Source organism: Sphingomonas sp. 28-62-20, from assembly GCF_002281505.1.
In genome coordinates this window covers 112,161-126,012 of record NZ_NCGH01000006.1, presented here as the reverse complement: position 1 = coordinate 126,012, position 13,852 = coordinate 112,161, and the positions used below count along the sequence as shown (strand labels likewise).

Below are 13,852 nucleotides of genomic sequence, written 5' to 3'. Positions count from 1 at the left end.
GCCGATCTTTTTTATAAGGTATCGCCGCCATGGCACGCCGCCGCCAAATCTATGAAGGCAAGGCCAAAATCCTGTACGAGGGCCCGGAACCCGGCACCCTCATTCAATATTTCAAGGATGATGCGACCGCCTTCAACGCCCAGAAAAAGGGCACGATCAGCGGCAAGGGCGTGCTGAACAACCGGATTTCCGAGCATATCTTCACCCTGCTCGCAACAATCGGCGTGCCGACGCATTTCATCCGGCGGCTCAACATGCGCGAACAGCTCATTCGCCAGGTGGAGATCGTGCCGATTGAGGTCGTCGTCCGCAACGTTGCGGCGGGATCGCTCAGCAAGCGGCTCGGCATTGAAGAGGGCACCCAGTTGCCCCGCACGATCATCGAATATTTCTACAAGGATGATGCGCTGGGTGATCCGATGATCACCGACGAACACATCTCTTGCTTCGGTTGGGCCAGCCAGGAGGAAATGCACGACATCGCCGATCTGGCGATTCGCGTGAATGATTTCCTCTGCGGCCTGTTCGCCGGAATCGGCATCCGTTTAGTCGACTTCAAGCTCGAATTCGGGCGGATCTGGGACAATGACTATGCCCGGATTATTCTTGCCGACGAAATCAGCCCCGATGGCTGCCGGTTGTGGGACATGGCGAGCGGCGAAAAGCTCGACAAGGATCGCTTCCGCCGCGATCTTGGCGGGGAGGTTGAGGCCTATCAGGAAGTGGCGCGCCGCCTAGGCCTGCTCCCCGAAGGGGCAGACAGCGCTGTGCTCGATCTGGAAGAACATCGGCTGAAACGCGGCAAGTGACGGTTGCAGCCTTGCGCTGCCCTCGGCATAGGACCCTGGCATCAGCCATTATGTGAGCCTGTCCGATGAAGTTGCGCATTTTTGTGACCCTGAAGCCAGGCGTGCTCGATCCCCAGGGTCGAGCGATCCATAAGGCGCTAGATGGGCTGGGCTTTAAGGGCATCAATGATGTCCGCGCCGGTAAGCTGATCGAACTCGATGTTGCCGATGACACGACCGACACCCAGATCGACGAGATGTGCCGCAAACTGCTCGCCAACACGGTGATCGAGAATTACCGCGTGGAAGCAGCATCGCCAGAAAAAGTGGGAACCGGTTTTTCGTCCGGCGATGCGCCCAACGAGAAAACTGCATGAAAACTGCTGTTATCGTCTTCCCTGGCTCCAATTGTGACCGCGACATCGCTGTCGCGCTGGAAGCGGTGACAGGGGTTAAACCGGCGATGGTTTGGCATGGCGATACCGCTCTGCCCGATGGCGTTGGCGTCATCGCGCTGCCGGGCGGCTTTTCCTATGGCGATTATCTGCGCTGCGGCGCGATTGCCGCGCGCTCTGCGATCATCCCGGCGGTGGTAGCGGCGGCGAACCGCGGCGTGCCGGTGATCGGCATCTGCAACGGCTTTCAGGTGCTGACAGAAATCGGCCTGCTGCCCGGCGCACTGATGCGCAATGAAGGGCTGGATTTCGTTTGCCGCGATATCGCATTGACCGTCGACAACGCCCAAAGCGCCTTCACCAGTCGCTATACACGCGGCGAGCGCGTTATCTTCCCCGTCGCGCATCATGACGGCAATTACTTTGCCGATGCGAACACGCTCGACCGGCTTGAAGGCGATGGCCGGGTCGCGTTCCGCTATGCCGAAAGCGTCAATGGCTCGGCGCGGCAGATTGCTGGCGTGCTCAACGCAGGCGGCAACGTGCTTGGCATGATGCCGCACCCCGAACGTCGTATCGAAGCCGCGCATGGCGGCGATGATGGCCGTCGGCTATTCGAAGGGCTGCTGGAAACCGTTAGCGCCTGACGGCACGAACAAGGGTGTCGTTCGGGCCAGCATCAGGATCACGCTCGGCCAGAACAGGGTGTTCCAGATATCGTGCACATTGCCGGCAAGATCGAGCGGCACCGCCGTCAGCCTAAAATCGGCAATGTCCCAAGCCTCGCCCAGCAGCGCTGCCGCCAGCACAACCAGCCAGGGCCGCCAGCTGGTCATCGGCCATTTGAACAGCAATGCCGACCCAAAGAACAAGGTGAGCGCGACATAAATGTGCAGCGCATCCTTCGCCAGGCCGGTCAGCCCCATCAGCCAGAGCTTCGCATCCTGAAGCGGACTTACAATCACAGCGCGGCTTTGAACGGCGTGAAATCGGTATCCTCGTCAAACACATCGACCCCCTCACGCCGCTTCAGGAAGTTGACGACGAGATAGGTGACGGGCGTCAGGATCACTTCCCAACTGACCTTCAGCACCCATTGCGTAACGAGCACTTTGATGACGAGATCGTTGGTCCAGCCTTCCGCGCCCCAAAAGGCGAGCGGATAGAAGATCAGGCTGTCAACGGCTTGCCCCGCAAAGGTGGATCCGATCGTGCGGGTCCACAGCATCTTGCCCCCGGTCCACAATTTCATCCGCGCGAGCACATAGGAATTGACGAATTCGCCAGCCCAAAAGGCGCAAACCGACGCAAAGACAATGCGCGGCACCTGGCCGAAAATCACCTCATAAGCGGCTTGGTTCTTCCAGTCGGGCGCGGGCGGCAGCGCGACGACGACGAACGACATAAAGGCCATGAACAGCACCGCCACGGTGCCCGCCCAGATGACGCGTCGTGCGCGCGCATAGCCATAAACCTCGGTCAGCACGTCGCCGATGACGTAGGAGATGGGGAAGAACAAAATCCCGGCGCCAAACGGCCAGTAACCCACCCCCGGCAGCCAGATTTGGGCGACCTTGCCCGCCCCAATGACGTTCGACAGCAGGATGATCGCAACAAACGCCGCCATCACAAAATCAAAATAACGAAACTGCCCGCCCACCAGCTCACGCGCCGAAACTGCCTTCAAACTCATTGATTACCCCCAACGATGAGGATGCGGTTATGATGCCGGTTTCGCGCCCGCGCAATCCGCGCTAACGGACGTACCGCGCGCGCCCGTAGCTCAGTTGGATAGAGCACGAGACTTCTAATCTTGAGGCCGCAGGTTCGACTCCTGCCGGGCGCGCCAAGTGGCTTTCGAACGCATCGGCATCCTCATTGCTGCCCCATCAGATACCACTGGCCACTTCCCGATCATCGCCCTAGAAATTGCGCATCGCCGGGGATGACCATCGCCAGCGTCGCCCGTGAACTGCTGCTGCGAGAGACACCATGCGCCGATTAATCCTTGCTGCATTGATTACCGTAGCGATCCTGCCTGCCGCGCCCGCCACCGCAGCACCGGCTGAAGAGCTGAAAAGCGTGATTACGGATCATTGGGCCTGGTATCTGAAATCGAACCCGATCTTCGCGACGGCGCTCGGCGTGCATGATTTTGATGATCAGATTGGCGATTTCTCGCTGGCCGAATCTGATCGCCAGGCGAACCAAGCCGCTGCCTTCATCAAGCGGCTCGATGCCATCCCGGCGGCGGCATTGACCCCGGACGATAGGACTAACCAGGCGATCTTGCGCCGGATGCTGTCCGAACAGATCGAAGCGAACAGCTTTGGCGAACGCACAATGAATGTCTCGACGCTGGGCAGCTGGTTCCAGTTCTTTGCCGGGTTCGCTGATGCCGTGCCGCTGCGCAGCAAGGCTGATATTGAAAGCTACCTGACCCGCCTCGCGCTGTTTCCCAAGGCCAACGCGCAGGCGCTCGACATCACCCGCGCGGCGGTGGCCGGTGGGTTTGTGCAACCCTGCGTCACGCTGTCGGGCTTCATGCAGACAATCACTGGCGTGATCACCGACCGGCCCGAAGACTCGCGCTTCTATGCGCCGTTCAATGGGCCGAAACCTGCCGCGATCAGCGATTCCGACTGGTCGGCGATGCAGGCGCGGGCCAAGTCGCTGATTACGGGCACGCTCAACCCCGAATATCGCAAGATTGAGGCCTATTTCAGCGCCAGCTATTTACCGAAATGCCGCAAGGATGTCGCCGCGACCAGCCTGCCCGACGGCCAGCGCTATTACGCCTTTCTCGTCCGCCAGCAGACCACGACCGATTTGACCCCGGCGCAAATCCACCAGATCGGCCTTGACGAGGTCACCCGTATTCGCGCGGAAATGGATTCAGTGGCGGCAAAGGCTGGCCAACCCAGCCGCGCTGCATTTATCCAGGCGCTGCGCACCGATCCCAAATATTATGCGAAAACGGCCGAGGAGCTGATGGCTGCCGCCGCCCTGCAGGCCAAGATCAACGACGGCAAAATGCCCGGCCTTTTCGTCAAGCTGCCCCGCCTTCCCTATGGCGTGCGTGCCATTCCAGCGGAGACGGCGGGCGGCACCACCACCGCATATTACAACCCCGGATCACCCCCCGCTGGCCTTGCCGGCACCTATTATGTCAACACTTCGAAGCTTGACCAGCGGCCGCTCTATGAACTCGCCGCACTGACCAGCCATGAAGCGGTTCCCGGCCATCACCACCAGATCGCGCTGCAACAGGAAATGGACCTGCCCAATTTCCGCAAATATCAGGCGTTCTTCAACGCCTTTGTCGAAGGTTGGGGCCTGTATTCAGAGCATCTCGGCATCGAAATGGGCATCTATGACACCCCTGAAAAGGATATGGGCCGTCTATCCTATGAAATGTGGCGCGCATGCCGACTGGTAGTCGATACCGGGCTTCATGCGCAGGGCTGGACCAAGGATCGCGCGGTCGCCTTCATGAAGGACAATACCGCGCTCACCGATGCCAATATCGATGCCGAGGTGAACCGCTATATCAGCAGCCCCGGCCAGGCGCTCGGCTACAAGCTCGGCGAGCTCAAGATCAAGGCGCTGCGGAAAAAAGCAGAGACCGCGCTTGGGCCGAAGTTTGACGTCCGCCGTTTCCACGATGCCGTGCTTGGCCAGGGCGCGCTGCCGCTGGACGTGCTTGAGGTGCAGATCGACGGCTGGATTGCGGCGGAACAAAAGCGCGGGTGATCCGCCTCTATACGGCATTGATCCCGCCGCCGATCGCGGCCATTCCCGCGCGATGATCATTGGGGAAGAGCAATTATGCCGGGCGCGCTTTCAGGCATTCGCATCATCGAATTTGCCGGCATTGGGCCCGGCCCGTTTTGCGGGATGATGCTGGGGGATCATGGCGCTGAGTTGATCCGCATCGATCGACCCGGTGCCGGGCTCGATCCGCGTGACGCATTGTCGCGCAATCGCAAATCGGTGCTGCTCGATATCAAGACGCCCGAGGGTCTTTCCGCCGCCAAGGCATTGTGTGCGACCGCGGACGGGCTGATCGAGGGGTTTCGCCCCGGTGTAATGGAGCGGCTTGGGCTTGGCCCCGATGTGCTGATCGCCGCCAACCCCAACCTCGTTTACGGGCGGATGACGGGCTGGGGACAGACTGGCCCCTATGCGCAGGCGGCAGGGCACGACATCAACTATATCGCGCTGTCAGGCGTGCTCCACACGATCGGCGTGGCGGGCGGCAAGCCTGTTCCACCAGTAAACTATGTCGGCGATTTCGGCGGCGGGGCGATGTTTCTGGCGTTTGGGATGGTCGCAGGGTTGCTGGCGGTAAAGAATGGCGCGCCTGGCCAGGTGATTGATGCGGCAATGACGGACGGCTCGGCGCTGCTGGCGGGGATGAGCTTTGCGATGCTGGCCCAAGGCACCACCAGCGACGTGCCCGGCACCAACCTGCTCGACGGCGGCGCCCCCTTTTACGACAGCTATATCTGCGCCGACGGCAAATGGGTCTCGATCGGCTCGATCGAGCCGCAATTCTATGCGCTGCTTCGGGATAAGCTTGGTTTGGCCGATGATCCTGATTTCGCCGCGCAATTTGATCGCGCCGCATGGCCCGCGCGCAAGCAACGCCTCGCCGCCATTTTCGCAACCAAAACCCGCGACGAATGGTGCGCGCTGATGGAGATGACGGACGTCTGCTTTGCCCCGATCCTGTCGATGACCGAGGCTCCAGCCCACCCGCACAATATGGCCCGCGAAACCTTTATCCAGCTGGGCGGCGCCACCCAGCCAGCGCCTGCCCCGCGCTTTTCGGCGACGCCTGCACCGGTGCCGTGCGCAGCCCCCAAGGCGGGCAGCGACAACGCGGTGCTGGACGACCTGGTAAATCGCTGATCGGCCGCGCTTGCCGATGGTCAGCAGGCCCGATACGCTGACGATATGATGAAGAAATTCTTTGCCGCCGGGGCCTTGCTATCGACCTGTCTGAGCGGCCCCATTACCGCCGCACCGATCGGCGACGCGACCCAGCGCCGCGCCCAAGCGCACGACGTGCGCATTACCCGCGACGATTGGGGCATCGCCCATGTTCAGGGTAAAACCGATGCCGATGCCGTGTTCGGGATGATGTACGCCCAGGCAGAAGACGACTTCAACCGGATCGAGACCAACTATCTCGTGTCGCTTGGGCGGCTGGCCGAAGCGGAAGGGGAAAAGGCGCTTTGGCAGGATCTGCGCCAACGCCTCTATATCGATCCCAATGATCTGCGCCGCCACTATGCCGCATCGCCTGCCTGGCTGAAGGCGCTGATGATCGCCTGGGCTGACGGTCTCAACCATTATCTCGACACCCACCCCAATGTGCACCCGCGGGTCATCCGCCGCTTCGAACCCTGGATGGCGCTGAGTTTTTCGGAAGGCAGCATCGGCGGCGATATTGAGCGCGTTGCGCTGAAACCGCTTGAGGGGTTTTATGGGCCAAAGCGGCTGGCGCTCACCGATTCCACTAATCCCCGCGCCTTTAAAGAGCCCTCAGGCTCAAACGGCTTTGCGATTGCCCCTGCGAATACCAGGGACGGCCACGCGCTGCTGCTGATCAACCCGCATACCAGCTTCTTCTTCCGCAGCGAGTTGCAAGTCACCAGCGATCAGGGCCTGAACGCCTATGGTGCCGCCACCTGGGGGCAATTCTTCATCTATCAAGGGTTCAACCAGCATGTTGGCTGGATGCACACATCGAGCGGTGTCGATTCAGTTGATGAGTTTCTGGAAACAATTGTCGAGCAGAATGGCCGCCCTTTCTATCGTTACGGCAAGGCGCTGCGCCCGGTGACGACGAAGAAGATTACCCTCGCTTATCGCCAGCCCGATGGCTCGATGGCCGAGCGTAGTTTCACGGGTTACGCCACGCATCACGGCCCCATCGTGCGCGCTGAGGGCGACAAATGGGTGGCGATGGCGCTGATGAACACGCCGGTGCCCGCGCTCGAACAGAGTTTCCTGCGCACCAAGGCGAACGATTTTGCGTCTTATATGAAGGTGATGGCGCTGAAGGCGAATTCGTCGAACAACACCATCTTCGCTGACGACAAGGGCGAGATTGCCTATCTGCACCCGCAATTCGTGCCCAAGCGCGACAATCGGTTCGATTATGCCAAGCCGGTCGACGGCAGCGATCCAGCCACTGACTGGCAAGGGCTCCATGCCCTTTCCGAACTCCCGCAGCTGGTCACCCCTGCCAATGGCTGGATCGCCAATACCAACAACGCGCCTTGGTCGGCAGCGGGTAGCGAAAGCCCGAAACAAGCCAATTATCCGCGCTACATGGATACCGCCGGCGAAAACCCGCGTGGCCTGCACGCAACGCGGGTATTGAGAGACCGTAAGGATTTCACTTTAGATGGCCTTCGCGACGCCGCTTATGATCCCTATCTCACTGCCTTCGCGCCGCTGATCCCGTCGCTAGTTACCGCCTGGGATGGGCTGGCAACTGATGATCCGCTGAGGGCCAAGCTCGCTGATCAAATCGCCGCCCTGCGCGGCTGGGATTTTACCTGGAGTGCTGATTCTATCCCCACTTCCCTTGCGGTGTTCTGGGGCGAGGCTCTGTGGGGTGATACGATCAACGATCTCGATCTCGAAACGGCGGGCCTAGGGCGTTATCAGCACATGCTGGCAGTCGAACCAGCGCGCAAACTGGCCGCTCTCGTCAAGGCATCCGACCGGCTGACCGCCGATTTCGGTAGCTGGCGGACGCCCTGGGGCGAGATCAACCGCTTCCAGCGTAACGACGGCGCCATCACCCAGCAGTTTGACGATGCCAAACCGAGTATCACTGTGCCCTTTGCATCAGCCCAATGGGGCTCGCTCGCCTCGTTCGGGGCGCGGCGCTATCCAGGGACGAAGCGCTATTACGGCACAAGCGGCAACAGCTTCGTTGCTATCGTCGAGTTCGGCGATCGCGTGAAAGCGCGCGCCGTGACGGCGGGCGGCGAAAGCGGTGACCCCGCTTCAAGGCATTTCGGCGATCAGGCAGCACGCTATGCCAGCGGGGCCCTTCGCCCCGTCTATTTCTACCCCGACGAATTGGCGGGGCATATCGCGCGCAGCTATCACCCGGGGCAATGACGCCATGACAGTCGACAGCAACCCCGGCGCGCCTGGCCCCAAGGTCACCCTCCCCGCCCGACCCGAAGCGGTCCGGATGTCGGCCAGCGATACGGCGGTCGTCGTGATCGACATGCAGAACGCTTATGCATCGCCCGGCGGCTATGTCGATCTCGCCGGGTTCGACATTACGGGCGCGGCGGGGACGATCGGCAAGATCGCCACTGTGCTGGATACCGCCCGTAAGGCCGGGGTGCAGGTGATCTATCTGCAAAATGGCTGGGACCCCGATTATGTCGAGGCGGGCGGGCCGGGATCACCCAATTGGCATAAATCGAATGCGCTAAAGACGATGCGCGCCCGGCCGGAACTGTCGGGGCAATTGCTGGCGCGTGGCGGGTGGGATTACGACCTTGTTGATGCGCTGAAGCCGCAGCCGGGCGATATCTCGCTCCACAAGACGCGCTACTCCGCCTTCTTCAATTCGCAGCTCGATAGCGTGCTGCGGGCGCGCGGCATCCGCCACATCGTCTTTGTCGGCATTGCGACGAATGTGTGCGTCGAAAGCACGCTGCGCGACGGCTTCCACCTCGAATATTTCGGGGTGATGCTGGAGGATGCAACGCATCATCTGGGCCCGCCAGCGATGCAGGAGGCGACCGTCTACAATGTCGAGAAATTTTTCGGCTGGGTGTCGACCGTCGCCGATTTCTGCGGCACTTTTGGCCAAATGCCCGAACAACAAGGATAAACACCGTGCCCTTCGAAGCAATCAACCCGCCGCAATTCCCAACCCCCATCGCGCCGTTTTCAGCCGGGACCAAAGCTGGGAACACGGTCTATGTCTCGGGCACGCTCGCGCTCGGTGAGGGCGGCGTCGTGCTCCATCCGGGCGACGCGACCGCGCAGACCCGGCATGTGCTTGAGGTGATCAAGACGACCCTGGAAGCGGCTGGCGCGACGTTGGCCGATGTGGCCTTCAACCACATCTTCCTGAAGGACTGGGCAGATTATACCGCAATGAACGCGGTCTATGCCGAGTATTTTCCGGGTGCCAAGCCTGCGCGCTATTGCATCCAGTGCGGGCTGGTGAAGCCCGATTGCCTGGTCGAGATCGCGAGTGTTGCGCACATTGGCTGAGGCCTCACATTCCTCCCCGGTACGGGGAGGTGGCGGCCGCAGGCCGACGGAGGGGGTGCGCCACGCAACGCAGCCTTTGCGGCTCGCCCCCTCCACCATGCCTTGCATGGTCCCCCTCCCCGTACCGGGGAGGATTTGAGTGCCGCACGCTGTCGGCCTTTACTACGAAAAGCACGGTGCCGAAGACGCGCCGCCGCTGATCCTGTCCTCCGGCCTTGGCGGATCGGCGAATTACTGGAAACCCAACATCCCGGCACTCGCCGAGCATTTCCGCGTCATCGCCTATGACCATCGCGGCACCGGGCGCAGCGATCGGGCGCTGCCTAACGTGGTGACAGTCGACGATTTCGCCGACGACATCCTTGCGCTGATGGATGCGCTTGCCATCGAGCGCGCGCATATCGTTGGTCATGCGGCAGGCGGGGTCGCGGGGCTGGCGCTCGCACTGAAGGCACCGCAGCGGCTCAACAAGCTGGTCGTCGTCAACGGCTGGGTCGCACCCGATCCGCATTTCGCGCGCTGTTTCGATGTGCGGCTTGCCCTGCTGCGCCACGCCGGCCCCGCCGCTTATGTCCGCGCGCAACCGATTTTCTTGTTTCCAGCGCAATGGATTTCCCGGCACAGCGATCGTCTTGATGCGGAGGAACCCCTGCATCTCGCGCACTTCCCGGCGTCCGAGAATATCGAGCGACGTGTCGCCGCGCTCAAGGCCTTTGACATCGCCAATCGCCTGGGCGCGATCAACACCCCGATATTGGCGCTGGTGTCCGCAGACGACATGCTGGTGCCCGCTTATTGCTCTGACCCGATCGAGGAGCAAATTACCGGGGCACGGCGCGTAACGATGCCGTGGGGCGGCCACGCCTGCAACGTCACCGACCCCGATACCTTCAACCACATCGTCATCGAATTTCTGGGAGCATAACCACCATGCAAGTCGGCGTTTTCGTGCCCATCAACAATAATGGCTGGCTGATTTCGGAGAATGCGCCGCAATATATGCCAAGCTTCGATCTCAACAAGGAGATCGCCCAGCGCGCCGAAAAATACGGGCTCGATTTCCTGCTCTCGATGATCAAGCTGCGCGGCTTTGGCGGCAAGACCGAGTTCTGGGAATATGGCCTTGAAAGCTTCACGCTGATGGCCGGCCTCGCCGCGGTGACCGAAAAGATCAAGATCTACGCGACCTGCCCCACCCTCATCATCCCGCCCGCCTTTGCGGCGCGGATGTGCAACACGATCGATTCGATCAGCCATGGCCGCTTTGGGCTCAACCTGATCACCGGCTGGCAGAAGCCCGAATATTCGCAGATGGGGTTGTGGCCGGGCGAGGACCATTTCCGCAATCGCTACAAGATGTTGGATGAATATGCCCATATCCTGCGTGAATTGTGGGAGACGGGGCGCAGCGACTTCAAGGGCGATTATTACCAGATGGACGATTGCCTCGTCCGACCCAAGCCGACCGGCGACATGAAGATCATTTGCGCAGGCTCCTCCGACGACGGCCTCGCCTTCTCGGCGCAATGGGCGGATTATGCCTTTTGCCTCGGCAAGGGCGTGAACACGCCGACCGCCTTTGCCTTCAACAACGAACGCCTCGCCGCCGCCACCGCGAAGACAGGCCGCAATGTGTCCGTGTTCGTGCTCGTCATGGTCATCGCCGCCGAGACCGACGAAGAAGCCATGGCCAAGTGGAAATCCTATAATGACGGCGTCGATCACGCCGCCATCGCCTGGCTCGCCGATCAGGGCGCAGCTGACAAGGTCAACGCGACGACCAATGTTCGCCAGCTTGCCGCCCCCGAAGGCGCCGTCAACATCAACATGGGGACGCTGGTCGGATCGTATGCGAGCATCGCGCGGATGCTCGACGAGATGGCCGAAGTGCCGAATACTGGCGGTGTGTTGCTGACTTTCGACGATTTCATCGAAGGGGTGGAGGCATTTGGCCAGCATATCCAGCCGCTGATGAAGAGCCGGGGGTAATCCCCTCCCCTCTGTCACCCCGGACTTGTCCCGGGGCCTACCGCGCCGCAAACACAACAGCCGAGGTGCACGAACCACGATGGGCCCCGGAACAAGTCCGGGGTGACGCTGGGAGCCTTTGGGAAGTCGCGGACGCTCTTTGACATTGCCCGTGATGGCATTTGTCTTCGCGGACGTTTAGGACCCCCCTCATGGCTATCCTGAAATCGCACCGTTTCTATTCCATCCACGCGCAGGAAATGGTGCGCGTCGCCGCGACCACACCGCGCGCGACGGTGGGCGATCCCGCGACCAATGCGGTTGCGGCGATCGATCTGGTCAAGAAATCGGCGGCGAATGCGGTCGACTTGATCGTCTTCCCCGAACTCAACATGTCGTCCTACGCGATCGATGACCTCCACATGCAGGCCGCCCAGCACAGCGCGACCGAAGCGGCCATCGCGAAGCTTGCCAAGGCGACCGCAAAGCTGCCGACCGTGATGCTGGTCGGTGCCGCGATCCCCCGCAATGGGCGGCTTTATAACTGCGCCATTGCAATCGCGCGCGGCAAAATCCTGGGCGTCGTGCCCAAGACTTTCCTCCCTAACTACCGCGAATTCTACGAAAAGCGCTGGTTCGCCAGCGGCGCGGGGTTGACGGGCATGGAGATCGACCTGGCCGGCCAGCGCGTGCCGTTTGGCACCGACCTGATTTTCGCCGCGAGCGACCTGCCGCATTTCGTCTTCCATGCCGAAATCTGCGAGGATTTCTGGTCGCCGACCCCGCCCTCCACCACCGGTGCGCTGGCGGGTGCCTATATCTGCTGCAACCTCTCCGCCTCCCCCATTCTGATCGGCAAGGCGCGCGACCGCGCGATGCTGGCGTCGGCACAATCCTCGCGCGCGATCTGCGCCTATGTCTTCTCCGCCTCCGGACCGGGCGAAAGCACCACCGATCTCGCCTGGGATGGGCAAAGTTTGATCTACGAAAATGGTGACCTGCTGAAGGAATCGCAGCGTTTCCGGTGCGAGGCCGACACGATCGTCGCCGATATCGACGTGGCGCGCCTCAGGATCGAGCGGATGCGCAACGGCACGTTCAACGATGCCGCACGGCTGGCGGGCGACCCGGAATATGAGTTCCGCCGCGTCACGTTCGAGCACAAACCCGATTTCGCCGATGTCGGCCTGCAGCGCGACCTGCGCCGCTTCCCCTTCGTGCCCAACACGCCCGAGCGGCTCGATGCCGATTGCTACGAAGCCTTCAATATCCAGGTCGAAGGGCTGATGAAGCGGATCGAGGCATCGCACGCCAAGCGGCTTGTCCTCGGGATTTCGGGCGGGCTCGATTCAACCCATGCGTTGATCGTTGCGGTCAAGGCGGTTGATCGGATGAAGATCCCGCGCGACCATATCCTGGCCTATACAATGCCGGGCTTTGCAACGAGCGACGGCACCAAGGCCAATGCCTGGGCGCTGATGCGCGCGCTGGGCGTTGCGGGCGACGAGATCGACATTCGGCCCGCCGCCAACCAGATGCTCGCCGATATGCACCACCCGCATGCACTGGGCGTGAAGCAATATGACGTGACCTTCGAAAATGTTCAGGCGGGGCTGCGCACCGATTATCTCTTCCGCCTCGCCAACCAGCATGATGGATTGGTCGTCGGCACAGGCGACTTATCCGAGCTCGCGCTTGGCTGGTGCACGTATGGCGTCGGCGATCACATGAGCCATTACGGCGTGAACGCGGGGGTGCCCAAGACGCTGATCCAGTATCTGATCCGCTGGACGATCGCGACCGACTTCTGGGACGCGGAAACCGAGCGGGTATTAGAGGCGATTCTCGCCACCGAAATCTCACCCGAGCTGGTGCCTGCAGGCGACGACGGCCTGATCCAGAGCACCGAAGCGCGGATCGGGCCCTATGAGCTCCACGATTTCTTCCTGCACTACACGATCCGCCAAGGCCTGCCCCCGTCCAAGATTGCGTTTCTGGCACACCACGCCTGGAAGGACGTCAACAAGGGTCGCTGGCCCCGCGGTTTCCCGGCCGGCGGGCGGCACAGCTATGATTTGCCGGTCATCAAGAAATGGCTCGAGGAATTTCTGTACCGCTTTTTCCAGACCAGCCAGTTCAAGCGCTCGGCGCTGCCCAATGGTCCCAAAGTATCCGGCGGCGGCGCGCTCTCCCCACGCGGCGACTGGCGCGCCCCCTCTGACGGCGTCGCAACGGTGTGGCTGGAGGAACTTCGCGCGAACTGCCCCTAATCGCTGCTACGTCGGCAAATTTGTAAAAGGTTGCGGTCAAGTGCCGCTGCGTGCCGTCCGGGGATTGCCCGCCACCCCGTTATTGGGCGAGACTAGCGCATCGTTGCCCTGGATTGGGCAAAGGCGTGGCGGTATACTCTGAAGCGGAGTCTTCTAGGGCCGCCGA

At 61.4% G+C, this 13,852-nt stretch carries 12 protein-coding genes, 1 tRNA gene and 1 pseudogene; 12 read left to right on the top strand and 2 right to left on the bottom strand.

From position 1 onward, the window contains the following. Nucleotides 1-29: 29 nt before the first annotated feature. From purC to purQ, 3 genes and pseudogenes are all read left to right on the top strand, one after another. Complete coding sequence (gene purC / locus B7Y43_RS06210; protein ID WP_374130748.1) at nt 30-809, top strand: phosphoribosylaminoimidazolesuccinocarboxamide synthase; 780 nt, start codon at nt 30-32, stop codon at nt 807-809. 65 nt (nt 810-874) lie between these two features. Further along, nucleotides 875-1,096: pseudogene (purS, locus tag B7Y43_RS06205) on the top strand (phosphoribosylformylglycinamidine synthase subunit PurS); the annotation flags it as partial. 65 nt (nt 1,097-1,161) lie between these two features. Beyond that, nucleotides 1,162-1,830: a phosphoribosylformylglycinamidine synthase subunit PurQ gene (purQ, locus tag B7Y43_RS06200; RefSeq protein ID WP_374130747.1), complete on the top strand. Its 669-nt coding sequence runs from the start codon at nt 1,162-1,164 to the stop codon at nt 1,828-1,830. Here purQ and B7Y43_RS06195 read toward each other — a convergent pair. Then, nucleotides 1,795-2,148, bottom strand: a complete 354-nt coding sequence (locus B7Y43_RS06195) for a hypothetical protein (RefSeq protein ID WP_374130746.1) — start codon at nt 2,146-2,148, stop codon at nt 1,795-1,797. The genes purQ and B7Y43_RS06195 overlap by 36 nt on opposite strands. Continuing rightward, nucleotides 2,145-2,876, bottom strand: a complete 732-nt coding sequence (locus B7Y43_RS06190) for a VUT family protein (RefSeq protein ID WP_374130745.1) — start codon at nt 2,874-2,876, stop codon at nt 2,145-2,147. Before B7Y43_RS06190 ends, B7Y43_RS06195 begins: the two co-directional genes overlap by 4 nt. 79 nt (nt 2,877-2,955) lie before the next feature. Here B7Y43_RS06190 and B7Y43_RS06185 point away from each other — a divergent pair. From B7Y43_RS06185 to B7Y43_RS06145, 9 genes are all read left to right on the top strand, one after another. Further along, nucleotides 2,956-3,032 (top strand) — tRNA-Arg (locus B7Y43_RS06185). Nucleotides 3,033-3,175: 143 nt separating this feature from the next. Beyond that, a complete protein-coding gene (locus B7Y43_RS06180) occupies nt 3,176-4,936 on the top strand; it encodes a DUF885 family protein (RefSeq protein WP_374130744.1) in 1,761 nt (586 codons plus the stop codon). A gap of 75 nt (nt 4,937-5,011) precedes the next feature. Next, nucleotides 5,012-6,097, top strand: a complete 1,086-nt coding sequence (locus tag B7Y43_RS06175) for a CaiB/BaiF CoA-transferase family protein (protein ID WP_374130743.1) — start codon at nt 5,012-5,014, stop codon at nt 6,095-6,097. Between the two features lie 48 nt (nt 6,098-6,145). Next, on the top strand, nt 6,146-8,329 hold the full coding sequence (locus B7Y43_RS06170; RefSeq protein WP_374130834.1) for a penicillin acylase family protein: 2,184 nt from the start codon (nt 6,146-6,148) through the stop codon (nt 8,327-8,329). Nucleotides 8,330-8,333: 4 nt separating this feature from the next. After that, on the top strand, nt 8,334-9,059 hold the full coding sequence (gene rutB, locus B7Y43_RS06165; RefSeq protein ID WP_374130742.1) for a peroxyureidoacrylate/ureidoacrylate amidohydrolase RutB: 726 nt from the start codon (nt 8,334-8,336) through the stop codon (nt 9,057-9,059). A gap of 5 nt (nt 9,060-9,064) precedes the next feature. Then, the gene (gene rutC / locus B7Y43_RS06160) at nt 9,065-9,448 is read left to right on the top strand and encodes a pyrimidine utilization protein C (protein WP_374130741.1); all 384 of its coding nucleotides are present in this window, start codon (nt 9,065-9,067) and stop codon (nt 9,446-9,448) included. A gap of 139 nt (nt 9,449-9,587) precedes the next feature. Beyond that, nucleotides 9,588-10,373, top strand: a complete 786-nt coding sequence (rutD, locus tag B7Y43_RS06155; protein WP_374130740.1) for a pyrimidine utilization protein D — start codon at nt 9,588-9,590, stop codon at nt 10,371-10,373. Between the two features lie 5 nt (nt 10,374-10,378). Next, nucleotides 10,379-11,437 (top strand): pyrimidine utilization protein A, encoded by a 1,059-nt coding sequence (gene rutA / locus B7Y43_RS06150; protein WP_374130739.1) that lies wholly within the window; start codon nt 10,379-10,381, stop codon nt 11,435-11,437. 191 nt (nt 11,438-11,628) lie between these two features. Continuing rightward, complete coding sequence (locus B7Y43_RS06145) at nt 11,629-13,686, top strand: glutamine-dependent NAD(+) synthetase (RefSeq protein WP_374130738.1); 2,058 nt, start codon at nt 11,629-11,631, stop codon at nt 13,684-13,686. Nucleotides 13,687-13,852: the final 166 nt, after the last annotated feature.

Coding starts and splice junctions, on each gene's coding strand:
- B7Y43_RS06180 (WP_374130744.1), top strand. CDS start 3,176: ATGCGCCGATTAATCCTTGCTGCATTGATTACCGTAGCGATCCTGCCT.
- rutA (WP_374130739.1), top strand. CDS start 10,379: ATGCAAGTCGGCGTTTTCGTGCCCATCAACAATAATGGCTGGCTGATT.
- B7Y43_RS06170 (WP_374130834.1), top strand. CDS start 6,146: ATGAAGAAATTCTTTGCCGCCGGGGCCTTGCTATCGACCTGTCTGAGC.
- B7Y43_RS06190 (WP_374130745.1), bottom strand. CDS start 2,876: ATGAGTTTGAAGGCAGTTTCGGCGCGTGAGCTGGTGGGCGGGCAGTTT.
- purQ (WP_374130747.1), top strand. CDS start 1,162: ATGAAAACTGCTGTTATCGTCTTCCCTGGCTCCAATTGTGACCGCGAC.
- B7Y43_RS06175 (WP_374130743.1), top strand. CDS start 5,012: ATGCCGGGCGCGCTTTCAGGCATTCGCATCATCGAATTTGCCGGCATT.
- B7Y43_RS06145 (WP_374130738.1), top strand. CDS start 11,629: ATGGCTATCCTGAAATCGCACCGTTTCTATTCCATCCACGCGCAGGAA.
- rutB (WP_374130742.1), top strand. CDS start 8,334: ATGACAGTCGACAGCAACCCCGGCGCGCCTGGCCCCAAGGTCACCCTC.
- purC (WP_374130748.1), top strand. CDS start 30: ATGGCACGCCGCCGCCAAATCTATGAAGGCAAGGCCAAAATCCTGTAC.